At 46.9% G+C, this 24545-nt stretch carries 21 protein-coding genes, 3 pseudogenes and 1 riboswitch; of the genes and pseudogenes, 12 read left to right on the forward strand and 12 right to left on the reverse strand.

The annotated features are described in order from the left end of the window. Positions 1–148 precede the first annotated feature (148 nt). Complete coding sequence (locus MHH76_RS02770) at positions 149–1090, forward strand: LCP family protein (protein ID WP_023857897.1); 942 nt, start codon at positions 149–151, stop codon at positions 1088–1090. A 31-nt stretch (positions 1091–1121) separates the two neighbouring features. On the opposite strand, the gene MHH76_RS02775 is transcribed toward MHH76_RS02770, so the two are convergent. Both MHH76_RS02775 and MHH76_RS02780 read right to left on the reverse strand, forming a co-directional pair. Next, a complete protein-coding gene (locus MHH76_RS02775; RefSeq protein ID WP_031305229.1) occupies positions 1122–1415 on the reverse strand; it encodes a DUF3817 domain-containing protein in 294 nt (97 codons plus the stop codon). A gap of 84 nt (positions 1416–1499) precedes the next feature. Beyond that, positions 1500–1910, reverse strand: a complete 411-nt coding sequence (locus tag MHH76_RS02780; RefSeq protein WP_020450223.1) for a carboxymuconolactone decarboxylase family protein — start codon at positions 1908–1910, stop codon at positions 1500–1502. 117 nt (positions 1911–2027) lie between these two features. Here MHH76_RS02780 and MHH76_RS02785 point away from each other — a divergent pair, with 117 nt between their 5' ends. Both MHH76_RS02785 and MHH76_RS02790 read left to right on the forward strand, forming a co-directional pair. After that, positions 2028–2456 carry an Lrp/AsnC family transcriptional regulator gene (locus MHH76_RS02785; RefSeq protein WP_023857895.1) on the forward strand — a complete coding sequence of 143 codons (429 nt, stop codon included), beginning with the start codon at positions 2028–2030 and terminating at the stop codon, positions 2454–2456. 70 nt (positions 2457–2526) lie between these two features. Beyond that, entirely contained in the window at positions 2527–4710 is a 2184-nt protein-coding gene (locus MHH76_RS02790) for a DNA topoisomerase III (RefSeq protein WP_023857894.1), read from the forward strand. A 158-nt stretch (positions 4711–4868) separates the two neighbouring features. On the opposite strand, the gene MHH76_RS02795 is transcribed toward MHH76_RS02790, so the two are convergent. Genes MHH76_RS02795 through MHH76_RS02805 form a run of 3 tightly spaced genes read right to left on the reverse strand, consistent with a single transcriptional unit; the run spans position 4869 to position 8237 of the window. Then, positions 4869–5786: a prephenate dehydrogenase dimerization domain-containing protein gene (locus MHH76_RS02795; protein ID WP_043054068.1), complete on the reverse strand. Its 918-nt coding sequence runs from the start codon at positions 5784–5786 to the stop codon at positions 4869–4871. Next, positions 5783–7879 carry an aminodeoxychorismate synthase component I gene (gene pabB, locus MHH76_RS02800; protein ID WP_043054069.1) on the reverse strand — a complete coding sequence of 699 codons (2097 nt, stop codon included), beginning with the start codon at positions 7877–7879 and terminating at the stop codon, positions 5783–5785. Before pabB ends, MHH76_RS02795 begins: the two co-directional genes overlap by 4 nt. Beyond that, positions 7848–8237, reverse strand: a complete 390-nt coding sequence (locus MHH76_RS02805) for a chorismate mutase family protein (protein ID WP_025810086.1) — start codon at positions 8235–8237, stop codon at positions 7848–7850. Before MHH76_RS02805 ends, pabB begins: the two co-directional genes overlap by 32 nt. A 996-nt stretch (positions 8238–9233) precedes the next feature. On the opposite strand from MHH76_RS02805, the gene MHH76_RS02810 reads away from it, so the two are divergent. Together MHH76_RS02810 and MHH76_RS02815 are read left to right on the forward strand one after the other, a co-directional pair. Next, positions 9234–10955 (forward strand): pyruvate oxidase, encoded by a 1722-nt coding sequence (locus MHH76_RS02810; protein ID WP_035337173.1) that lies wholly within the window; start codon positions 9234–9236, stop codon positions 10953–10955. A 138-nt stretch (positions 10956–11093) separates the two neighbouring features. Further along, positions 11094–11699 (forward strand): annotated as a pseudogene (locus MHH76_RS02815) (lytic polysaccharide monooxygenase); the annotation flags it as partial. Between the two features lie 119 nt (positions 11700–11818). Here the strand turns inward: MHH76_RS02815 and MHH76_RS02820 are convergent. The 5 genes from MHH76_RS02820 to aspA all read right to left on the reverse strand — a co-directional run bounded on the left by MHH76_RS02820 (position 11819) and on the right by aspA (position 15986). Further along, entirely contained in the window at positions 11819–12070 is a 252-nt protein-coding gene (locus tag MHH76_RS02820; protein ID WP_020450232.1) for a hypothetical protein, read from the reverse strand. A gap of 71 nt (positions 12071–12141) precedes the next feature. Beyond that, positions 12142–12693, reverse strand: coding sequence for a GNAT family protein (locus MHH76_RS02825; protein WP_020450233.1), 552 nt, complete (start codon positions 12691–12693; stop codon positions 12142–12144). Between the two features lie 53 nt (positions 12694–12746). Beyond that, entirely contained in the window at positions 12747–14027 is a 1281-nt protein-coding gene (locus MHH76_RS02830; RefSeq protein WP_020450234.1) for an Nramp family divalent metal transporter, read from the reverse strand. Positions 14028–14209: 182 nt separating this feature from the next. Then, positions 14210–14470 (reverse strand): GlsB/YeaQ/YmgE family stress response membrane protein, encoded by a 261-nt coding sequence (locus MHH76_RS02835; RefSeq protein ID WP_020450235.1) that lies wholly within the window; start codon positions 14468–14470, stop codon positions 14210–14212. A gap of 94 nt (positions 14471–14564) precedes the next feature. After that, positions 14565–15986 carry an aspartate ammonia-lyase gene (gene aspA / locus MHH76_RS02840; protein ID WP_043054070.1) on the reverse strand — a complete coding sequence of 474 codons (1422 nt, stop codon included), beginning with the start codon at positions 15984–15986 and terminating at the stop codon, positions 14565–14567. 306 nt (positions 15987–16292) lie between these two features. Here aspA and MHH76_RS02845 point away from each other — a divergent pair, with 306 nt between their 5' ends. Beyond that, the gene (locus MHH76_RS02845) at positions 16293–17507 is read left to right on the forward strand and encodes a macrolide family glycosyltransferase (RefSeq protein WP_043054071.1); all 1215 of its coding nucleotides are present in this window, start codon (positions 16293–16295) and stop codon (positions 17505–17507) included. On the opposite strand, the gene MHH76_RS02850 is transcribed toward MHH76_RS02845, so the two are convergent. Then, complete coding sequence (locus MHH76_RS02850; RefSeq protein ID WP_043054072.1) at positions 17504–17950, reverse strand: DUF2188 domain-containing protein; 447 nt, start codon at positions 17948–17950, stop codon at positions 17504–17506. The two genes, MHH76_RS02845 and MHH76_RS02850, sit on opposite strands and share 4 nt — an antisense overlap. Positions 17951–18068: 118 nt before the next feature. Here MHH76_RS02850 and MHH76_RS02855 point away from each other — a divergent pair, with 118 nt between their 5' ends. Continuing rightward, positions 18069–18890, forward strand: a complete 822-nt coding sequence (locus tag MHH76_RS02855; protein WP_023857886.1) for an EcsC family protein — start codon at positions 18069–18071, stop codon at positions 18888–18890. A gap of 43 nt (positions 18891–18933) precedes the next feature. On the opposite strand, the gene MHH76_RS02860 is transcribed toward MHH76_RS02855, so the two are convergent. Next, positions 18934–20223, reverse strand: coding sequence for a Na+/H+ antiporter NhaC family protein (locus MHH76_RS02860; protein WP_043054073.1), 1290 nt, complete (start codon positions 20221–20223; stop codon positions 18934–18936). A 128-nt stretch (positions 20224–20351) separates the two neighbouring features. On the opposite strand from MHH76_RS02860, the pseudogene MHH76_RS02865 reads away from it, so the two are divergent. From MHH76_RS02865 to MHH76_RS02885, 5 genes and pseudogenes are all read left to right on the forward strand, one after another. Then, positions 20352–20669 (forward strand): annotated as a pseudogene (locus MHH76_RS02865) (cupin domain-containing protein); the annotation flags it as partial. Positions 20670–20702: 33 nt separating this feature from the next. Next, a pseudogene (locus MHH76_RS02870) lies at positions 20703–21041 on the forward strand (YdbC family protein); the annotation flags it as partial. Between the two features lie 101 nt (positions 21042–21142). Then, positions 21143–21583 carry a glucose starvation-inducible protein GsiB gene (gsiB, locus tag MHH76_RS02875; protein ID WP_023857883.1) on the forward strand — a complete coding sequence of 147 codons (441 nt, stop codon included), beginning with the start codon at positions 21143–21145 and terminating at the stop codon, positions 21581–21583. A 389-nt stretch (positions 21584–21972) separates the two neighbouring features. Then, positions 21973–23013 (forward strand): AI-2E family transporter, encoded by a 1041-nt coding sequence (locus MHH76_RS02880; protein WP_339223963.1) that lies wholly within the window; start codon positions 21973–21975, stop codon positions 23011–23013. Between the two features lie 69 nt (positions 23014–23082). Next, positions 23083–23224: riboswitch (cyclic di-AMP (ydaO/yuaA leader) on the forward strand. Positions 23225–23297: 73 nt separating this feature from the next. After that, positions 23298–24542, forward strand: coding sequence for a dicarboxylate/amino acid:cation symporter (locus MHH76_RS02885; RefSeq protein WP_043054076.1), 1245 nt, complete (start codon positions 23298–23300; stop codon positions 24540–24542). Positions 24543–24545: the final 3 nt, after the last annotated feature.

The following is a 24545-nucleotide window of genomic DNA, read 5'->3' on the forward strand; positions in this document are numbered from 1 at the left end:
AGATCAAAATTCGATCATTTTTCTTTCAAAATGAAACAAATGAAAACAAAAGATTATCTTTTTCGACACGATTAGACGGCTTGATCTTTCTTTTATTAATTGCCCGCTGTTTGATCCTGTGATAGTCTTATGTGTGGCGGTGATAAAAGTGGAGAGGGTTAGAGTAAGAGTAAGAAAACCGAAAAGAAAAAGGCGAAAAATCATAAAGCGCCTGTTTACCTTAATGTTGCTGGTTATCATAGCAGCAGCGGGTTATACCTACTTTGAATACAAAAAAGGCTTATCCGAATCTGACGGGGATTTTAAAGAAGACGGTCAGTTTGAATTTAACGGGGAAGGCTCTGATCTTGATGAAGTGAACATCCTCGTTCTAGGGATCGATTCAAGAGGGGAAGACCATTCAAGGTCTGACTCGATGATGGTGATCCATTATAATAAAAAGCAGAAACAGCCTAAATTGATTTCGATTATGAGGGACAGCTATGTCGACATACCGGGATATGACAAGCAAAAAGTCAATGCGGCTTATGCATACGGAGGCCCGGAACTCGTCAGAAAAACATTAAAAGAATCCTTTGATTTGGACATTAACTATTATGCCATCATCGATTTTAAAGGTTTTGCCAAAATCGTTGATGCGGTGGCGCCTGACGGCATCGAAGTCGACGTTCCGAAAAAAATGTCGTACGGAATCGGCATGACACTGCAGCCGGGAAAACAAATTCTTCACGGTGATAGGCTGCTGGGCTATGTCCGGTTCAGGCATGACAGAGAAAGCGATTTTGGACGGGTCAGAAGACAGCAGGAAATCTTTTCAGAGCTTCAAAAAGAAGCGATGAGCATCGGAAATATCGCCCAGCTTCCGAAGCTGTGGGGGCTCGTCGATCCGTATATTGAAACAAACATTCCGAACGGCGTCATCTTCTCCCTCGGCAAAGACTTTTTGCTCGGAAGCGTAAAAGAAACCAAAAGCTTCAGGCTCCCGGTTGACGGATCATTCACGAACAAAGACGATCCAACATACGGGGCGGTCCTCGATTTAGACCTTGAACAAAACAAGGAAGAGCTGAAACGCTTTTTAAATGAGTGATCAAAAAAACCGCCGGGTTTCCCGGCGGTTTTTACTGATCATATTTTTTTAGTCCCCGGTCATAAAGGAAATTGCCGAACGGAACAAATGCGGCCACAAGACCGGCAGCCGGCCATTTCACAGACCACCTCAGCACAAAAGTCGCATACAACAGAACAAACAAATACAAAATAAACAATCCGCCGTGAAGCGATCCGACAATCGTAACGGCCATCGGATAATCCGCCCAATATTTAAGCGGCATGGCGATAAACAGCAGGATTAAAAGCGAAATGCCTTCAATAAAACCCATCAACCGAAGGCGGCCAATCGGCGTTTGCAGCATAGTATACCTCCTGTGGAGTGATAGTCTACCTTTATACTATAAACCAAAAGGGGACAAATATGACAGGTTTTTTCTCCGTTGGATTTATGCGTCTGCCGGAAGCTTCATTAAAGCGCCGAAATATTGCTGGGCAGTCGTAAAACAAATAAATGCGGTCAATTCCGTTATTTCTTCTTCTGAAAACACTTCTTTTAAAACATCAAACTGCCTGTCTGAAACGCGCTCCCTCTGCGCTAAAAAGACCTCTGCAAACCCCATTGCAAAGCTCGTTTTCTGCTGATTCGGGATCTCGGGTTTCCCCTTTGCCTTGCAATATTCGCATCCGTTTCCCTGAGCCAGCACGCGGCGCACCTGCTCCTTCAGTTCCTTTGATAAAAAGCCGTCTCCTGACAGCTCCTCAGCTAAAGCCGTCCAGTTTGACATCAGGCTTTCGGAGTGTCCGAGCAGCCGCTGAAACGGCGTCTCTCCTCTGTCTGAAAAATTGATTCTTGTCATATGATGATCACCTCTTCATAATCATATATAAGCAGAAGTGAAAAATGAATTTCGAACGAAAGAATTTTCATGATAATATTAAAATGATGAAATAGAATGAAGGGAATAAAGTTACATATGAAAATTGATGACCTCGATTTTAAAATCATAGCCGAATTAAAGAAAGACAGCCGTTTATCGATGCGGGAGCTGGGCAGGAAGATCAGCCTTTCCGCGCCGTCTGTGACCGAAAGGGTCAGGCGGCTCGAATCGTTCGGCGTCATTAAAAAATATACGCTGGACATCGATTACCAAAAGGTCGGCCTTCCCGTATCCTGCATCATTGAAGCAACGGTGAAAAACGGGGAATACGAAAGGTTTAAAGCATATATCGAACGCCTCCCGAATATTGAATTCTGCTACCGGATCGCGGGAGCCGCCTGCTATATGCTGAAAATCAATGCAGAGAGCCTGGCGCAGATCGAAGCGTTTATCAATGAAACATCACCATATGCCCAAACCGTGACACACGTCATTTTTTCTGAAATTGAAATAAAGGAATCATGAACATTAGAGCTGCATCTGTATCATCTGTTATAATAAAAGGATGCATGAACAAGAAAGTGATGTGATGGACTTGTCTAAAACAGTCGTTTTAGCAGAAAAACCTTCAGTCGGCCGTGACTTGGCCCGCGTGCTGAAGTGTCATAAAAAAGGAAACGGATATCTTGAAGGCGACCGCTATATCGTGACATGGGCGCTCGGCCATCTGGTCACATTGGCGGACCCTGAAGGATACGGAAAGGAATTCCAGTCTTGGCGGCTTGAAGATCTGCCAATCATCCCCGAGCCTTTAAAGCTCGTCGTCATTAAAAAGACCGGAAAGCAGTTTCAGGCGGTTAAATCGCAGCTGATCAGAAAAGACGTCAAAGACATCGTCATAGCAACCGATGCCGGCCGGGAAGGCGAGCTTGTCGCCCGCTGGATCATCGAAAAAGCAAAGATTACGAAGCCATTGAAGCGCCTGTGGATTTCATCGGTCACAGACAAAGCGATTAAAGACGGATTTAAAAACTTAAAGAACGGCAAAGACTTTGAAAACCTTTACCATTCAGCCGTGGCTCGAGCTGAAGCCGATTGGATCGTCGGCATCAACGCGACGAGGGCGCTGACAACGAAATTCAACGCCCAGCTTTCCTGCGGACGCGTACAGACGCCGACATTGGCAATGATCGCGAAAAGAGAGGAAGATATCAAGAACTTTAAACCCGTCCCTTATTTCGGCTTGCGTGCAGCGGTTGACGGTATGACGCTGACGTGGCAGGACAAGAAAACGAAGCAGACCCGCACTTTCAACGCGTCTGTGACGTCACAGCTTGCAGGAGCGCTGCAAGGCAAACCGGCCGCTATCGTCGACTTGAAAAAAACGGCGAAAAAAAGCTTTGCCCCCGGACTTTATGATCTGACCGAGCTGCAGAGGGACGCCCATAAACGCTACGGATTTTCCGCAAAAGAAACGCTGTCCGTTTTGCAGAAGCTCTATGAGCAGCATAAGCTCGTCACCTATCCGCGGACGGACTCAAGATTTCTTTCTAATGACATCGTCCCTACGCTGAAAGACCGTTTGGAAGGCATGCAGGTGAAGCCTTATGCTCAGCATGTGACCCGGATCTTAAAGCATGGCGTTAAAGCCAATAAAAGCTTTGTTAACGATGCGAAAGTATCCGATCACCACGCGATTATTCCGACGGAAGAGCCGCTTGCGCTCGGCGCGTTAAGCGAAAAGGAAAGAAAGCTTTACGATTTGATCGCGAAGCGCTTCCTCGCCGTTTTAATGCCGCCGTTTGAATATGAAGAAACTAAAGTGTTTGCCGAAATCGGCGGAGAAACCTTTACGGCAAAAGGGAAAACCGTTCAGTCGCAAGGCTGGAAAGCGGTGTACGATTTCGCAGACGAAGATGATGACGAGGAAGAAAAGGATCAAACCCTTCCTAAACTCGCAAAAGGCGACACGCTGTCCGTCCGGTCTTTGACAGAGACGAAGGGTGAAACAAAACCGCCGGCGCGGTTTAATGAAGGAACATTACTGTCTGCGATGGAAAATCCGGCCGCATTTATGCAGGGAGAAGAAAAAAACCTTGTGAAAACTCTCGGAGAGACGGGCGGACTCGGGACGGTGGCAACACGCGCCGACATTATCGAAAAGCTGTTCAACACGTTCCTGATCGAGAAAAAAGGAAAAGATATCTATATCACCTCAAAAGGAAAACAGCTCCTTGAGCTTGTTCCGTCAGATTTAAAATCTCCTGCCCTCACCGCTGAATGGGAGCAGAAGCTGTCAGGCATTGCGAAAGGAAAACTGAAATCCTCCGCCTTTATCAAAGAAATGAAGGAGTACGCAAAGCAGACGATCAGAGAAATCAAAAGCAGCAATCAAACGTTTAAGCATGACAATATCACAGGGACCCATTGCCCTGACTGCGGAAAACTGATGCTGAAAGTAAACGGCAAACGCGGCACAATGCTCGTCTGCCAGGACAGGGAGTGCGGCCACCGCAAAACAGTCGCCAAACAGACGAACGCCCGCTGCCCGAACTGCCATAAGCGCATGGAACTGCGAGGACACGGAGAAGGCCAGACATTCGCCTGCGTCTGCGGCCACAGAGAAAAACTCTCCGTTTTCGAAAAGCGCAGGGCAAAAGACAAAAATTCAAAAGCATCAAAACGCGATGTACACTCCTACATGAAAAAGCAAAACAAAGATGAGCCAATCAACAACGCGCTCGCCGAACAGCTGAAGAAGCTGAAGCTTGATCAATAATCATCAAAAAGCCTGCCGGAAACGGCAGGCTGTTTTAATGTGACCAAATATCACAAAACTAGCGAACTTGTCAGTGGAAAAGTCGGGAATCTACACGATATTTTCATACTTCTATTTATCCCGGAAAGCTGTTCAAAGGAATCAGTTGTTTTTAAAATTCAATTAACCGGGGGATTGGTTTGGCTGTGCTTTCCCTCCTTTGGTGCGATTGGACCTTCAAAGATACTAGTACAGAGATCTTGGTAATGGGCTATTTCAGATCCAAATACCTCTCGGGATTTACGCATCAGTTCGGTGAATACGGACTGATCCCTCACCGATTCATTCAACGATGCAACTGCTTCAGCCAGTGCAGCACGCGCCGTCATTGCTTGGTGGTTCACGGATTGGACGTCCCAATACACATCCGGTGTTCCAGAACTAATCCGTGCCAGTAGCGCAAGCATAGTTGCATGCGGAGGGGGTGCAAGAGAACCAAGTTTTGCAATGTCAACATCTAATTCCGCGAGCGCCAATCCAAAGGTGAGTATCGCTGCATGAGTGAGTGCCTGCAAAGCCGCGGCCAATTGATCATGCTCCTCAGCTTCTAATAGCACCGGACGACCTTTCCAATCTAAAATCATCTGAATCAAATGACTTCCTTTAGGCCCATCGTTTTGAACGATGACAGCTACCGGTCTACCCACGATACTAAGGCTGGGAGCAAACATAGGGTTAAGACCTATGCTTTCGAAAGGCAAACCCAAAGCGTGTATTTTGTTAAATATGGGTGATTGTACAGAAAGAGTGTGCGCCAAGAGAGAATCAGGCTTCATTAACGCCCCGACAACTTTTACTGCTTGAAGAGCCGCGGTCTCTGGTAAAGCGAGCATCACCATGTCGGCCTTTTGGATCTTATCTTTGGCCTGTGGAGTCGGAACCGTAATGTCACATTTCATGAATTGTCGACGAACGGAAGGAGGATTCATATCGATAATACATACTTCAACACCCGATTCTTCAAGAAGGTCTGCAAACATCCCGCCAATGCCGCCGGCTCCTCCCGCAATCACACACTGCCTTATTTCCTGACTCATCTTGAACCTCCCACTGCAGAGACTTCCACTGCTGCGATAGCTGAGACCATAGCTCGCGCTTTAACCTGAGTTTCTTTGAATTCCTCTTCTGGATCTGACAATGCTACGATCGCTCCTCCGACACCAAAAGTCGCCTTGTCATCGGTCACAACAACTGTGCGGATAACAATACTAAGATCCGCAGCTCCACTCAGTCCAAACCAGCCGAGGCTGCCCGAGTAGACACCGCGGGGGCCCTTCTCGAGTCGGTCTATGATTTCCATCGTCCGAATTTTCGGAGCACCGGTCATCGAACCGCCTGGAAAAGCAGCGCGGACGCAATCAACCGTTGATTTGTCCGGACGTATAGTGCCGCGAATCGTCGAGATCAACTGGTGAACTGGTGCATATGTTTCTACATCGAAAAGCTTAGGTACATGAACAGATCCTATTTCACAAACAGTGTTAAGGTCATTTCTGACTAAGTCAACGATCATTAAGTTCTCTGCGAGATCTTTTTCATCACTTAGCAACTCATTTCGTAATTGGTGATCTTCAGCAGAAGTCCTGCCTCTCATCCGGGTACCCTTGATCGGTTTGGACTCAACGATACGATCAGTACCGATTGAGAGGAACCGTTCCGGAGAGGCACTTAGTACTGCTGCATCCGCAAAGTTTAAAAATGCCCCATAGGGAACCGGACTGATTCTTCTCAGATGCGTATACGTAATCCAAGGATCTATAGGGGTATAAACAGTTGCGGAATTAGTCAAACATATCTCATAGGATTCACCATTGCGGATTTCTTCTAAGCAATTGTTGATCAGTTGAAGATAAGAAGGCCGGTTATGCCGAAACTCGATTGGGATATTGTGGTCCGGCACGGATGTAAGGACTGAATCCTTGTCCGAATCGTTTGCTGCAGCAGGAATGTCATTCAAGATTCGCTCTGCCGTATTTAGCCAGTTGAGTGCTTGCTTATCCTCATCCCCAGTCGAAAGACACAACAGATAGGCTTCCTGTTCAAGATGATCAAAAACAAGCATGCGGTCAACGAAAAGCAGGGCTGCATCAGGAATCTCAGATTGATACCGGCTGCTCCCGCAAGTTTCAGCTTTTAGCTCATAGCCAATGTAGCCCACATAGCCGAGATTGAAGTCAAAGGGAAGGCCTTCCGGAGTAGATGTTGCCCGACGGCAGATTTGCTCATCAAGATAATCATAAAATGACTGTTGAATGAACTCCGTCTCTTGACCCGAACGTTGTACTTTTACAACACCCTCTGCTACTCTATAGGTCAAATATTCAGCATTCTCTCCCGCACCATCGCCAAGATAGGAAAATCGTGACAAGCCTTCGATGACACTGCTGCTGTCAAGCCAGAATCCATGAGGTGCATCAGCAAATAGTGTCTGGTAACTTAACTGAGCGTCAGGAAATCTCGATAATTTTCGAAAATGGATCCGGTAGAAATCGCTTTTAGAATGGGAAGGCTCCTTTAATTTGGGAGACGGTCTGGATCGTTCAGTGCGCTTCGGAGTCAGGTCTCTAAAGTTGGCAAGCAACTCGTGCCCATAATGACTGCAGATTGACTCGGGGTGGAATTGCACACCCCAAATCGGCAGATTGCGGTGTCGAAGCCCCATAATCAACTCATCTTTTGTCCACGCAATCGCTTCCACATCATCACCCAGATCAGTAACGACAAGGGAGTGATAGCGTACGACAGAGAACTCAGGAGGAAGCCCGTCAAAGATATCAACCCCTGAATGGTGAATGACTGATGTTCGTCCATGCATAGGCTCAGAAGCGTGGTTCACCTTCCCGCCAAACAAATGAGCTATGCCTTGATGTCCAAGACAGACTCCGAGGACTGGCAGCTTAGCTTCTTGAATAATAGTTGCATTAATACCAAAGTCCTCAACCCGTTCCGGTCGACCGGGGCCTGGGGAGATCACGATGTTGTCAATCTCATCAATCGGCACTTGTGACCAGTCCATATCATTACGGACAACTATTGGCGGTCGGCCATTTACTTCGCCGATCAATTGATACAGGTTGTAAGTAAATGAATCATAGTTGTCAATTAGAAGTGTTTGTATCCCTGCCCCCATTAAACAATTCCTCCCTTTTTCTTTTTTGGCCGGCCAGGCTTGAAGAAATGTCCTGTCTCCGATTTTCTGAATGGTCAATTACGATATCCTCAACCCTGCACGTTTCAGAAATAATGAGCTCATAAAGGTTACGCAAAAACTCTTGACTTAAACCATTCTCGTCAGCGTATCGAGCTGCCCGTTCCTGGACAAAGTTAATTCGGTGCGGCTGCATCATCGGAATATTATACTCGCGTTTGTATAATCCAATCTTAATGCAGCATTCTAAACGTTCTTTCAATGTATCCAACAGTTGTTCATCAATACGATCAAGTTTTACACGCAGGCCCTCAAGCCCCTTTTCTATTTCTGATAACATGTAAATGCCTCCAATTCTAAATTCTTTTGATAAAAGAGAGGGACTTTACCTTGACGATCCGCGTCTCTCCTTTTCACCCGAAACTTAGACTATGAAGTATACGGTTAATAAGATAAGAAGATTTGAGTGTTTCGACTATAGTTTCAGTGAAATTACCTTCAGATCGCAACAACCGAATCTCGAAGACAGATGGCTTCCACAGCACTTGAAACTGATAATCTGCAGCATTATGAATATCTAACGTGCCGAGGAGACTTAACAAGCGGATTGAAATTGTCGTGGTATCTGCATTAATAGAATAGACCAGCTTGTCCTTCTAAAATGGAGTAACCTTGATACAATGCCGCATGACAGGTGGATTCACATACGTACGAGCACTGCTGACCCAACAGATCAGGATGATTGGATAAACAATCCAGTATCAAATGCTAAAAATTTTATAAAAGCAGATTATAATAGTTGCCGCCACGACCACCCCTGTGTTTGACGAAGGATTTAACAATCTTAACTTTCATCGATGCTATGCAAATTCGGTTTATTTCTGTTAAATTATAACTCCGAACCTAAATTATAACAATTTAAATATTAAAAAAAGTTTCAACACTTGTGTGAATGAACTGCGCCGCAATTGCTCTAAAGGATGAAGACCAAATGAAAAGGCATGAGTGCCATACAATTCCGGACTCATGCCAGTCTAACCGCTTCATGACATTTTATTGTCTAACTTCGCTGGGGCATATCAAAATGAGCGGCAGCCTTTTAGTAGATTTGATCATGTATACATGGAGTGGTGCTTAGGATAGGTGCCGCCGGATTTACCGGGCATGGCTTCAAGTTCAGCAGTGTGGCGGAGAGATCTTTATGCGAGATGAGTACGGCTGGGAACACAAAGCATGAAACAGCCGCTGTCGTGGTTTCCTTCACTTTCGTCAGCATGCCGGATCACGTTTCCCGGCAGCGAAAAAGTGGTATGGAAGAAACAAAGGAGGACGTGATATGGCAAACAAAACCGCAGGAAAAGTAGCTGCAGAACTGCTGAAGGAATGGAATATTGATCATGTTTACGGCATGCCGGGGGACAGCGTCAACGAATTTATCGATGAATTGCGGCATGAAGAAAACAGCCTCCGCTTCATTCAAGTGCGCCATGAAGAAACCGCTGCTCTCGCTGCCGCAGCTGATGCGAAGCTGACAGGCAAAATCGGCGTCTGCCTTTCGATAGCGGGCCCGGGTGCCGTTCATCTGCTGAACGGATTGTATGACGCGAAAGCTGACGGGGCGCCTGTGCTGGCGATTACAGGGCAGGTGTCTTCGAATGAAATCGGAAGAGATTACTTTCAGGAGATCGGTCTTGAACGAATGTTTGAGGATGTGGCTGTCTTTAATCAGCAGGTTCATTCGGCCGAAGCCCTGCCTGATCTTTTAAATCAGGCGATCCGTACCGCCTACAGCCAAAAAGGGGTCGCCGTACTGAGCGTATCCGATGATCTGTTTGCGGAAAAGATTAAGCGGAAGCCGGTTTATACGTCTGCGCTTTATATTGAAGGCGATCTTCAACCGAAGCAAAGCCAGCTGATGCAGTGTGCACAATTGATTAATCATGCGAAAAAGCCGGTGATTTTAGCCGGAAAGGGAATGAAATCGGCAAGAGATGAGCTGCTCGAGTTTGCCGATAAAGCGGCCGCACCGATCATCGTTACGCTCCCCGGAAAAGGAGTCGTACCCGATCGGCACCCGCACATGCTCGGGAATCTCGGACACATCGGTACAAAACCCGCATATGAAGCGATGGAGGAAAGCGATCTGTTGATCATGCTGGGGACTTCTTTTCCGTACCGCGATTATCTTCCGGAAGATGCGCCGGCTATTCAGCTTGATAACAACCCGGCGAAAATCGGCAAACGGTATCCTGTCACCACCGGCCTTGTCTGCGATGCGAAAAAAGGGCTTATGGAACTGACGAAAACCATTGAACGGAAATCGAACCGCGCATTTTTGGAAAGCTGTATACAACATATGAGGAAGTGGCGCTATGAAATTGAAAAAGACGAACAGGTGGCGACAGAACCGCTCAAGCCTCAGCAGGTGATTGCAAGGCTTGAGGACGCAGTCGCCGATGATGCGGTCCTGTCTGTTGACGTCGGAAATGTGACGGTTTGGACGGCGCGCCATTTTAATATGACCAATCAGGATTTTCTGATTTCAAGCTGGCTTGGCACGATGGGATGCGGTCTTCCAGGCGCGATTTCCGCAAAGCTTTCCAATCCGGAGCGCCAAGCTGTAGCCGTGTGCGGAGACGGCGGCTTCAGCATGTCCATGCACGATTTTCCGACTGCTGTCAAATATGACCTCCCCATTGTTGTCGTGATTTTAAATAATCAGAACTTGGGAATGATTCAATATGAACAGCAGGAAAAAGGGCATGTTAATTATGCAACAGCGCTCGAAAATGTCGATTATGCCAAGTTTGCCGAGGCCTGCGGCGGGAAGGGCTTCAGCGTGACAAAGCACGAAGAGCTCATTCCGGCTTTGAAAAATGCCTTTCAATCACAAAAGCCGTCGATTATCGATGTGGCCATAGCAGATGAACCGCCGCTTCCGGGAAAAATATCTTATACACAAGCTGTCAACTACAGCAAATATATGATCAAAAAACTGGTTGAGAAAAAAGAGCTCGACTTGCCGCCGCTGAAAAAAAGTTTAAAAAGGATTTTTTAGTATGATGCCAAGGGAGATCGTCCCTTGGCTTTATCATGTTCAGATGTTAAAATTTGATGGATAGTATTGGGATATCCGCGTTTTTTCTTTTTGCATCAAAACCCGTCTCAACACAATAAAAAGAGAGGGGATTGAAACGTGGATTATTTTAAGAAAAGTACCTTCAGTACAGCTTTCATACTATCAGCCGGATTGCTGTTGATGTCAATCATTCCTCAGCACGCCTTCGCTCATGGTTTTGTCGAAAAACCAGGGAGCAGAGCGGCTCTGTGCAGTGAGGCTTACGGACTTCTCAATCTGAACTGCGGAAGCGTGATGTATGAGCCGCAAAGCCTGGAAGCGAAAAAAGGGTTTCCGCATGACGGCCCGGCAGACGGACAAATAGCATCCGCGGGCGGACTGTTCGGCGGGATTCTTGATCAGCAGTCGGAAAATCGCTGGTTTAAACATATCATGACCGGCGGAGAACACACCTTTACCTGGACATATACCGCCCCCCACAACACCAGCCAATGGCACTACTATATCACCAAAAAAGGCTGGGATCCTGACAAACCGCTAAAGCGTGCAGATTTCGAACGGATTGGAACCGTTCCGCATGATGGTTCCCCTGCATCCCGCCATTTATCTCACCAAATTTACATTCCAGAAGACCGCTCCGGGTATCATGTGATATTGGCCGTTTGGGATGTGGCTGATACTGAAAACGCTTTCTATCAGGTGATCGACGTTGATCTAGTGAACAAATAAAGCCCAGTCGTCTGAAAACCGATTTGTGAATCAGCGGGTTTTGGTGCAAACAGAGAAAATAAGTAATCAAAAACCCCGGCATGTTTTGGGAAAGCCGGGGTTTTTGGTATTCGTTATTTCTTTTTCTTCATGGCGGCAGCCATGAACGGCAGCAGGGTGCCGAACAGCATTGTGCCGCCGAAGAAATTCCCGAGGTAAGGCTGTCCGATCAGGTAACAGACGGCAAATACAGCCGCAGCAAGACCGATCATGATATAGCCTGGATAAAACCTTTTTTTAAAGCTTGTCCGCTGGGTCACCCGGAAAAATATCAGCCCGATGACGAGCGGGACAATCCATAGGTAAAACAGTATAAATACTTTCATAATCAAAACTCCATATTTTTTTATCTATCATACCAGATTGCAGTGTAAAATGCGTGTGACAAATCCCGGACTCATTTGCTGCGGGCGAGGTATTCCTCCTTCAGGAGCCCGTATACGAAATGGTCGGCGAAGTGGTCGTGGAGCCACTCGCATTGCCTGAGGCAGCCTTCTTTCGTGAAGCCGAGCCTTTCCGGAATAGCCTGGCTTTTTACGTTTTGAACAGCGGCTCTAATTTCAATTCTGTTTAAATCGTATTCGCTGAAAAGCGTGTCGATCAGCGCCCGGCAGGCATCAGTCATCAGCCCTTTTCCTTGAAAAGGCTCCCCCAGCCAATAGCCGATCGAAGTCGTACGGTTGATCCAATTGATATAATGGAGTCCGATGATTCCGGCAAAATGGCCTTGATGCCATATTCCCGCTTGAAACCCGTTGTTCGCAGCGGCCTGTTTCATGCATTCTTCGATAAAAGCTTCGGTATCCTCCAGCTGCTTTGTGCCGTCCACCCAAAACAGCCATTTCCGCAACACATCTTTAGACTGCTGGATCTGCATATAAACTGCTTTGGCATCTTTTGGTTCGAGCATTTTTAAATAAAGATCATCACGCACCATTAATTTAAACATCCAGAATCCCCCTTTTCTTCAGTATAATATAAAAAAGCCGACCAAGGTCGGCTTTAACCAGAAAATGTATCGTAAATCAAGAAAATATTAAGGGCGACGATTAAGGCGGCGATCAGCCAGGAGACGGCTGTTATCCACTTCGCATTTTTCAGGCTCCCCATAATGCGTTTATTGCTCGTAAATAAGATAAGCGGGATAAGGGCAAAGGCGATCCCGAATGACAGGACGACCTGGCTCAAGACAAGAGCGGTTGTCGGATTTACCCCTGAAGCAATAATAGCGATAGGCGGCAACATCGTAATGAACCGTCTTAAATAAAGCGGAATCCTGAAATTAATGAAGCCCTGCATGATAATATCTCCTGAAAGCGTTCCGACAGACGAACTTGATAAACCGGCGATTAACAGGCCGACGCCGAACAGTACGGCGGAAAGCGGACTGACCATGCTGCTGAAGTGGCTGAAGGCTACATCAAGGTCTTCGACAAAAATGCCGTTCTTATAAAACAGTGCAGCGGCGACGATCAGCATGCTCGCATTGATTGCTCCGGCAATCAGCATGGCGATTAAAATGTCGATGAACTCAAACCGGAATATCTTCTTCTTTTCCGCTTCCGTTTTTCCGATCACTCTCCGCTGGGTGAGAGCGGAATGGAGGTAGATGGCGTGCGGCATCACGGTCGCTCCCAAGATTCCCGCCGCCAGCAGGATGCTGTCTGCACCATCGAAGCGGGGAACAAACATGCCCTCCAAAACCGAACCGATATCAGGTTTTGCAAAAAAGGTTTGAAAGGCAAAAGCGATCACGACGATGAACAGCATTCCTGTTATCGCCGCTTCTAGCGGCCTGACGCCGCGCCTTTGCAGTTCCAAAATCGCGAAAGATCCGGCGGCTGCAATAATCGATGCTTCAAGCATCGGTATGCCGAACAGCAAGTAGAGACCGAGAGCAGCTCCGATAAATTCAGCCAAGTCGGTCGCGATCACGACAAGCTCTCCCTGAATCCACAAGCCGATGGAGACCGGTTTAGGGAATTCTTCCCTGGCGACTTCGGGCAGATTTTTACCCGTTGCAATTCCGAGCTTGGCAGACAGCGACTGAATCAGCAAAGCCATAATATTTGAAAAAAGAATCACCCATAAAAGCAAGTAGCCGTATTTCGAACCAGCCGCGATATTTGTGGCGAAATTGCCGGGATCAATATAAGCTATAGCCGCGATAAACGCCGGACCCAAAAAAGGGAGCAGCCTTTTGAAGCCTTTGCTTTTTCCGTCCAGTGCATCTTGAGCTTCTTTTGATATTTGCGAGTGTTTGGACAAATCGTGACTGACCATTTGATTCACCTAGATTCTCAGTTGTTTTTCCTTGCACATAAAAGTTTCCTTAGTGCAAAAATTATATCATCATCATATGCCCGCGATGATCAATTGTCAACCATAAGATGTTATAGTATATGCGCGAACGGTTTCGCCCAAACAAAAAACCAGCACCGCTTTTGGGCGATGCTGGCCGGATATTATGCCTGAGAACCCATTCTCCCGCGGAAGATTAGGTTTAAAATGAAGACGAGAATTGCGGCTCCGATTATCGCCGGAAAGATGGCGAATCCCGCAATATCAGGCCCCCACGTTCCAAGCAGCCCGTGGCCGATCCAGGCTCCGATAAAGCCGACAACCATGGAGCCGATAATACCTCCTGGTGCACCGTGGCCTCCGATTGCGCCTCCTATTAAACCGATGACAATGGCTACGATTAAAGAAACGAGAAATCCTAACATTGTCTTTCCACCTCTTTCAATTGATTTATATTACATGTTTAGCCCGTCTCGGGCGTCTATAAACGCTTGAAAGCATATTGAGAAAGACGGCTGGCTATTCCTCGAGAAGCGAAGCGCCTGCGATGCCCGGATGCGTCATTTCATACGGATCCAGAATGAGATCCAATTCTTCCTCTGTCAAAACATCATGGAGCAAACACAGCTCGCGCACTGACCGTCCTGTGGCGATCGCTTCTTTTGCAATTCGTGCGGCAGCTTCATAGCCGAGGTGCGGATTGACGGCCGTAATCGTTCCTACGCTTTTTTCGACGAATTCTTTCAGCCTGATCTCATTCGCTTCAATCCCGGTGATGCAGTAATCGGTAAATACGCGAAATCCGTTGTTCATGATTTTAATCGACTGCAGCAAATTAAAGACGAGTACGGGCTCCATCACGTTTAACTCAAGCTGCCCCGCCTCTGATGCAAGGCAGATGGTATGATCGTTGCCGATCACCTGAAATGCGATCTGGTTCATCAGTTCAGGCATCACCGGATTCACCTTGCCGGGCATGATGGAGGAGCCGGGCTGGCGGGGGGGCAGCCGGATCTCGGCAAGCCCTGCCCTCGGGCCTGACGCCATTAAACGCAAATCGTTGGCGATTTTGGACATGTTCATCATGCCGACTTTCAATGCAGCCGATACTTCTGTGTAGGCATCCGTGTTTTGTGTGGCATCGACAAGATGGTCAGCGCCTTTCAGCTGATAGCCGCTGATATCTGATAGGTGTTCGACAACGCTTTGAATATATCTCGGATCAGCGTTTAAACCTGTGCCGACTGCGGTTGCTCCCATATTGACTTCATAGAGATGATGCTGAGACTGCTTGATCCGCTGAATATCGCGTTCGATGACCCGGGAATAGGCTTCGAATTCCTGACCGAGCCTGATCGGAACGGCATCCTGAAGATGAGTGCGGCCCATTTTGATAACGGAATCGAACTCCTCCGCTTTTTGGCGGAAGGCATCCAGCATATGTTCCATCGTCGATATAAGCTGTCTTAAGTGATTCAATGTGGCCAGATGAATGGCTGTCGGAAACACATCATTCGTTGATTGGGCCATATTGACATGTGTGTTCGGGCTTAAATGGAAGTAATCACCTTTTTCTTTTCCTAAAAGCTCCAAACCTCTGTTTGCGATAACTTCATTTGTATTCATATTCATTGAAGTGCCGGCGCCCCCTTGAATGGGGTCGACAATAAAATGATCGTGCCAGAGCCCTTCCGCTATTTCGCCGGCCGCTTTTACAATGACTTCGCCGAGCTCTTTATATAAACGTTTAATATCCATATTGGCGAGAGCCGCCGCTTTTTTGACCATTGCCAAAGCTTTAATCAGCTCTTCATCAATCCGGTAGCCTGTAATCGGAAAGTTCTCCACGGCCCTCATGGTTTGTACGCCGTAATAGGCGTCAGCCGGAACTTCTTTTTCGCCTAGAAAATCCTTTTCGATCCTGGTTGCTTTCGTATCCATGGCAAAACCTCCGTAGGTTGTTTCTTATGATGTATTGTGCCTCGATCGGCCGTGTTTTAATTTGCTTTTAAAAAAAGGAAAATCGTCTTCTGATTGGGGCTGTCAAGTAATAAAGAGCCTGTTTTCTCTAATAATATACGCTCATTTGCATGGCAAAAAAATTTAAAGGAAAGATATGCAGAAACAGACAAATGGTCATATAGTTATGTTTATGTATTATTAACTTAATTAAATTTCTTTACTTCATTTATCTTTTTGTAGTAAATTTCCTTATATAAATTTTCGTATGAGAAAGGAAGAGCTGTGATGGGACATGTACTGATGATCAATTTCCCGGGAGAGGGGCACATCAATCCCTCTCTTGGCGTCACAAAGGAGCTGCAAAGACGAGGAGAAAGCATCGTCTATTATGCAGTTGAGGAATACGCTGAAAAAATTAAAAAAACAGGGGCGGAAGTCCGTTTATACCCGGATTTCAGAGAGGCTTTATCACCCGAAAAAGAAAGAGAAAAGATGGACTTTGCCGAGTTGGTATACAATATGTCAGGTAAAGTCGATGAGATCGTTCAGCTCATCTGCCAGGAAGTCAGGGACGAGTCTTATGATTATGTGATATATGACCATCACTTTTTGGCGGGGAAAATCATTGCTGAAATGCTTGGGCTGCCGAGCGTTTCGTTATGTACGACATTTGCAATGGACGAGACGTTCGCAAAAACGTTTACGCTGCAAGGCGACCTTGAAAGCTCGCCGTATTTTGAAAAATTGAAGCAATCCCTTGGCGAATTAAGTGAGCGGTACCCCGTCAGTCTCGACAAGCCGTTTGACGTATTCTCCTGTCCGGGGGACATTACGATTGTCTTTACCTCCAGGGAGTTTCAGCCTCATGCCGAGCGATTTGGAAATGACTATTTGTTTGTCGGGCCGTCGATTACGAGCAGACAGGATCCAGGCAGCTTCCCGTTCGCTGAGCTGGAGGGGGAAACCGTCATCGTGATCTCGATGGGCACGATCTTTAATCAGCAAAAAGAGCTGTATCATATGTGTATCGAAGCGTTGAAAGACTTTGACGGCAAGGTGGTTATGGCTGTTGGGAAATCAACGGACCCCGCGGATCTCGGCACCATACCGGATCATTTTATCGTGAGGCCGTATATCCCGCAATTGGAGGTTTTGAAAAAAGCCGATGTATTTGTCACCCACGGCGGCATGAACAGTACAAATGAAGGCCTGTATTTTGATACGCCGCTCATCGTCATTCCGATGGGTGCTGACCAGTTTTTCGTCGCAGCTCAGGTGGAACGGACAGGGGCCGGGATCAAGCTTGATAAAAATGAACTTTCTCCGGCTGTTTTACAAAAAACGATTAAAGATATGCTTGAAAACCGCTCCTATAAAGACGGAGCCGCCAAAATCGGCCGCTCGCTCCGCGATGCCGGCGGCTATCAAAAAGCAGCTGATGCTGTATTGGAGTTGGCGGGGAAAAAAGTAAGACGCTCCAAAAACGGAGCGCCCCGTTAATTCATCCTGATCTTCCGCTCCACACTGCCGTCTTTTTTATGGACGATGACGGCAGTGCCTTTGTTTTCGGCGATTTCTTTCGCCCGTTCGACGGCTTCTGCTTTTGTATCCTTTACTTCGCTGGCCCGCTTGGCGTCTTCGGCTTTGACTGCCCAGCCTTTTTCGTGTTTAATGACATGCTCGCACTTTTCCGCAAGCTCCGGCCTGCTGCTCGAACCGCTGTCACCGCGTACCGTTTCATCAGCTTCCCCCGCATAGGATTTGAGTTCGCTTTTGCTCCTGTTATCCGCCCATTCCTTCGCCTGACTCGTCGCGATCGGAATCGCCCGGCTTTCGTCGTATCCTTCGTCTACCATTGCATTCGCAATTTCAATGGCTTTCTTTTTTACCGGTTTGTCCAAATGCTTCAATGAAGCGGGATAGTCTTCCATTGACCATGGCATTTGATCATTCCTCCTTTTACATAAAGGTTTACCCTCCGGCTGCCGATCAAAAAACACGGATTCATAAAGTGAATCATTGTATACTATAAAAAAACACGATTGAGAGGGCGAACCTTCTGTGCGCAACGATAAAACAGATTTGGAAAACGAACTGAAAAAAATTGAAAAATGGGAAAAAGAACAGCAGAAAGCGTGGTTTTGGGAAAGGATCGGGCGGCTGCCGTTCAAGGTTCTGGACAAGCTTACACCGGCATTCATTCAAGATAAAATCGGTCTCTTGCTCGACGAAATCGGCGGCTTTATTCAAAACGGCGGCCAATATTTAACGTCCGAAAAACATCTGATCCGCCAGTTTCAAAAAAAGCTGCCGGATGAAACGATCGAAACGGTCGAAGATATTCAAAGGGCTCCTTTGGAAGTGATGGATCAAATGTGTGAAAACCTCGGAAAAAACAGGGCGAATACCGCGGCTGTCCAAGGAGCGACAACAGGTGTCGGCGGCTTATTCACGCTTGCCGTCGATATTCCCGCCATCCTCGGCCTTTCATTGAAGACATTACAGGACATCGCGGTGTCTTACGGCTACGATCCTAAAGAAAAAACGGAGCGGATGTTCATTATTAAATGCCTGCAGCTCAGCGCCGCTGATATTGTCGGGAAAAGGGCGATCATTCAGGAACTCAGCCGATACCATCTACAGTCAGGCTCACGGGAAAATATGATTTCGCAAATTCAAGGCTGGCGGGAGGTTGTTTATACATACCGCGATTCTTTCGGATGGAAAAAGCTGTTTCAAATGGTGCCCGTCGCAGGCATCCTCTTTGGCGCAATCTCAAACCGTTCAATGGTGAACGGCGTTGCCGAAACAGGAATGATGATGTATAAAAAACGGAGGATCATGGAAAGGCTTGCGGAGCTGGACGCCGCAGAAACAGAGTGATAAAAATGCTGCCGTTTCGATAACGGCAGCATTTTTCATGGAGTTACGCTTTTTCCGTAAAGCGAGGCAGTCTGAAGATAATCGCGCATATGCCGCAGACGCCGATCAAAATCGGATAAAAAGAATAAGGAAGAATGCTGACAGGCGATATTTTCGCGATTTGTGCAGCTGACAGCATTTGCGCGCCGTAAGGAATCAATCCTTGTACCACACAGGAAAAGATATCGAGGATGCTCGCCGATTTCCTATTGTCGATTCCGTACCGGTCGGATAAATCTTTTGCCAGCGGCCCCGCTGTAATAATGGCAATCGTATTGTTGGCCGTCGCCAGGTTTGCCGCACTGACAAGGCCGGCAATGCCCGCTTCCGCTCCTTTTTTTGAACGGATTCTCCGCGATACAAATTGAAGGAGAAATGCGATCCCGCCGTTTCGCTTCATCATTTCCGCCATTCCGCCAATCAGAAGCGATAAAATGATCAGTTCGGACATCCCGCCGATGCCTTCGGTGATCGCGGTTAAATACGTATGAAGCGTCAGGCTGCCGTCGGAAATACCGATTACTCCGGCTAACACGATGCCGCCGAAAATAACGGCCATAACATTAAATCCGAGAAGGGCGAATATCAGAACCCCGAGATACGGCAGCACCTTCACCCAGCTGTAAGTCCCGGCTTGTGCGGCAGGATGCCCTCCGGCTGAAAACACCATCAGCAGGATGACCGTGGCAACCGCGGCAGGCAGGACGATCAGGAAATTCGTTTTAAACTTGTCCGACATTTTCGTCTTTTGTGTGCGGACAGCGGCAATGGTCGTATCGGAAATAAATGATAAGTTATCACCGAACATCGCGCCCCCCACAACCGCAGCAACCGAATAGGCCGCCGGAACGCCGATTTCGGCGCTGATCCCTGCTGAGATCGGAGCGAGCGCAGCAATCGTTCCGGTTGACGTGCCCATCGACACAGAGATAAACGCAGCGATGATAAATAAACCGGCAACCATAAACTGCCCCGGTACAAACGAAAGCGCAAGATTAACGGTTGATTCGACGGCCCCCATCGCCTTTGCGGCTGATGAAAACGCGCCGGCCAAAATAAAGATCATCACCATGATCATAATATCGGGGTGTCCAGCGCCTTTCGCAAACCACTCCGTCTTTTGGCTGAGCTTCTCCTTACTGTTCATCGCCAGTGAGACAACCGATGCCGCAAGCGCCGCGGCCACGATTGGCAGGCTGTAAAAATCGCCTGTGATCAAGCCTGATCCAACGAATAAACAAACAAATAAAAACAGCGGCAAAAGCCCTGAAGCTTTTCCGTTTTGATTTTGCATGATGTACACCTCTTCTATAGGTTCAAACCGTTTTTTCACCAATATCCAACACTTTAAAAGGCGAACGCTCAAAAGTCAAATGGTAAAATAAGTTCGGGAGAAAATCAAATGAAAGAGGAGTGAAGCTGATGGATCGCAAAACGAGTCTTCTTGAATTGACAAAGGAAGTCACAGAAAAGCATGCCAATTTTTCCGTTTCGGAAGTGAACGACCATTGTATGCGAATTGCTGTTTTGGAGGGCGAATACGTATGGCATTTCCATCCCGGCTCAGATGAGCTGTTTATTGTTTTGGAAGGAGAGCTGTTGATCGACTTTCAGGACCGTCCCACAGAAGTCCTGAAAGCGAACGATTCCCTGCTGATTCCGAAAGGCGTCATTCACCGGACGCGCGCTGATGTAAGGTCGGTTAACCTTTGTATAGAAAAAACTAATGCGGAAACCGTCCCGTTCGCGGAAGGGAATGTGCTGAAGCTGATACGGTGCAAACCAGCCGGACAACAGCTTCATGCATTCAGCGAGGCGCAGGCCAAATGGGCTCCGCTGCAAAACGTCAGCGGATTCATCAGACAGTGGGGCGGATGGATGGAAACAGAAAACGGGCCGGAAGCCCTTGTCCTCGTGCTTTGGAAATCAAAGCGCGATTATTTGAACTTTATGGCCGATCATCATGATGCAATATATGAAAGAACGAATCAGAAAGGTACGTTCGAATCCATCAACATTACCCTGTTTGAAGAGCCTGCCGAGATATCTAAGACGCTGCAGAACAATACGCCGGCTCCGGTACCGGAATGGACGGTAAAAGGCAGCGGATGATTGCATGATTCCCGGACTCTTTCGTGAATGTGCTATTTGTGTTTACTCTTTTTGAAATGTGGAATGTAAAAACCATAACACTTCAAAAGGAGGAATCGAAAATGGCAAACAATAATGACAACAACAAAATGAGCAGGGAAGAAGCAGGCAGAAAAGGCGGAGAAAAAACAAGCCAAAACCATGATAAAGAATTCTACCAAGAGATCGGTCAAAAAGGCGGAGAAGCAACAAGCAAAAATCATGACAAAGAATTCTACCAGGAAATCGGCGAAAAAGGCGGGGAAGCCACAAGCCGTAATCATGACAAAGAATTCTACCAGGAAATCGGTGAAAAAGGCGGAGAAGCCACAAGCCGAAACCATGATAAAGAATTCTACCAGGAAATCGGTGAAAAGGGCGGAGAAGCCACAAGCAAAAACCATGACAAAGAATTCTACCAGGAGATCGGTCAAAAAGGCGGAGAAGCCACAAGCCGAAACCATGACAAGGAGTTCTATCAAGAAAACGGTGAAAAAGGCGGACGTCAAAGAAGAAGCGGTTAATGTACAGTGAAGAGAGGGGCTGACAAACAGTCCCTCTCAGCGTGTCGACAAACCCTCGCATTCGTTGTCAGGCCTGCGCGTCGGTGCTCACGAATTGCAACATTCGCTCCGCCCCAATGCTCGGCCTTCCTAGACTGCAAGGGTTGAGGGTCACGCTGAAAGGATTTTGTCAATAATCTGGAGGGGCTGAACATCAGCCCCTCCTTTTTTATGGAAGATGCCTGCCGCTGCCGCACGAGCGCTCATATTAAAATATTATTAATTATTGATCTTCTGAAGAGATTTCCGGTCTGTTTTGTTATATAATTTACAGATGATGCATCAAATTGTAATTATAAAAGTTTGAATGCTAAAAGTTAAGGACTAAAGTACTGGTGGGAGTGTACCGAATGGCAGCGTTGATTAAATTTTTTCAGCATCCTGGGGTCAGGCGTTTTTCAGTTTTTGTTGTATTGGCGGGAGTTTTATATCTGTTCCGCAGCATGATGAATCTCATATTGCTCACATTTATCTTTACGTTTTTGATGAACCGTCTGGAAAATGTGATCCGCGGTTTTTTAAACCGCTTTATTAAAGTCAGCCAGAGACTGATTATTTCCTGTTTGTATGCGGCTCTTGCCATCGCGCTTTCGATCGGCGGTGTGGTCTATTACCCCGTGATCGTCACCCAGATTCAGCAGCTGATCAAACAAGGAAAGTATATTGCTTCTCACCCTGACAGCATTCCTTTTCTCGATATGATCACCGGTATGTTCGGCGATATCAATTTGACATCCTATTTGGAAAAAGGTCTTAACTTTATCTATACATATATCACAGATATTAGCGCGTTTGGCCTGCAGGTGGTTATGTTATTGGTTCTCAGCATGTTCTTATTGATCGAAAAAGACAAGGTCTTGAGCTTAATGGATAAATTTAAGACGAGCAAAATAGCCATTTTCTACGAGGAAATTGCTTACTTTGGTAAAAAATTCACGAGAACGTTCGGAAAGGTGCTTGAGGCTCAGTTTATTATCGCCTCCATCAATTGCGCATTGACGACCATTGCCCTCGCGATTATGGGTTTTCCTCAGCTATTCGGCCTTGCCGTCATGGTGTTTTTCCTCGGGCTGGTTCCGGTCGCAGGCGTTGTGCTCTCCCTTATTCCGTTAAGCATTATCGCCTACAGTATCGGCGGAATCGCTTATATCGTATCACTGGTATTGGTCATCATGATCGTCCATGCGATAGAGGCCTATTTCCTCAATCCGAAACTAATGTCCGCCAAGACGGAGCTGCCGATTTTCTTCACGTTTATCGTGCTGATTTTTTCTGAACATTTCATAGGGATTTGGGGTTTAATTATCGGTATTCCGATATTTGTTTTCCTGCTTGATATCCTTGATGTCACAAGTCAAGAGAAAAGCCGAACAGCGGGCACCGGAAAATAGCATATATGTAAATCAGAAAATTTGGTTTACATATTTCGAATTTTCAGGTATAACTGTTATATAACGAAATAGCGCCACACGTTTAATCCTTTAGTAGGAGTGGGGGACCCGATCATTTGGGGTGAATTTTTCTGTTCCCGTGCGAACTGAAAGACGGACATCTCTTCGTCCGAACCCGTCAGCTAACCTCATCAACGTGAAGAGAGTCATGTGGAACCAATTTTAATGGTAAAAGCCCATGGGAGATCTCTCATGGGCTTTTTTTGGAAAGGGGAGATATGTTTATGAAGTTAGCAACAAAAATTATTATCGCTCTATTACTCGGTGCAGTCGTCGGTATTATACTGAACGTCACTTCGCCGGATTTATTTAGCAAGCTTAATACATTTTTATTCGGGCCGCTCGGCACGATCTTCCTCAACTTAATTAAAATGCTCGTTGTACCGATTGTTTTCTTTTCTCTCACTTTAGGGGTAGCAGGACTTGGAGATCCAAAGAAACTTGGCAGGATCGGTGCCAAAACGATTTCTTTCTTTTTAGTTACAACTGCAATTGCCATTATTATCGGACTTATTTTAGCGTTGGTCATCAAACCGGGAACCATCGGAACGTATGATACAAGCGCAGCGGAATATTCAGCTGAGAAGGCGCCGAGCATTGCCGAAACGCTTTTGAATATCATTCCGACAAACCCGGTTCAGGCAATGGCTGAAGGAAATATGCTGCAAATCATTGCTTTCTCCATTTTGGTCGGTCTCGGAATTACGATGCTCGGCAAAAAAGCGGACGCTCTTCTCAAAGTGGTTGAACAAGGTAACGATCTCATGATGTATCTCGTCAATCTCGTGATGAAGTTCGCGCCGTACGGTACATTCGGCTTGATTGCCGGGGCGATCGGAAGCCAAGGCTGGGACGCCATTAAAGCAATGGGGCTTTATATGATCGTCGTCATTCTGGCGCTTTTCATACACACCATCGTCACATACGGCGCAGCGATTGCGTTTTTGGCAAAGCGGAACCCGCTCACATTCTTTAAAGATTTTTCAGAGGTTATGCTTGTTGCCTTCAGTACGTCAAGCAGCAACGCGACGCTTCCGGTTTCGATGGATGTCGCTCAAAGAAAGCTGAAAGTGCCAGAGCCGATCTCAAGCTTTGTTCAGCCGCTTGGAGCTACGATCAACATGGATGGCACGGCGATTATGCAAGGGGTAGCGACGGTCTTTATCGCTCAGGTGTACGGCAATGACCTGTCACTCACACAGCTGTTGATGGTTGTTCTCACCGCAGTGCTTGCCAGCATTGGAACAGCGGGTGTACCGGGTGTCGGACTGATTATGCTCGCCATGGTTCTTCAAACAGTTGGCCTTCCAGTTGAGGGAATTGCGCTAATATTGGGAATTGACAGACTTCTGGACATGATTCGTACGGCTGTCAATACAACAGGCGATGCAGCATGCGCTGTCATCGTCACCGAGACGGAAAAGAAACACGGCAAAATCGAAGCCCCTCATAGTGAAGTGTCCGTGTAACTC

The sequence above is a fragment of the Bacillus sp. FSL L8-0193 genome (assembly GCF_037976065.1).
Taxonomy (GTDB): domain Bacteria; phylum Bacillota; class Bacilli; order Bacillales; family Bacillaceae; genus Bacillus; species Bacillus paralicheniformis.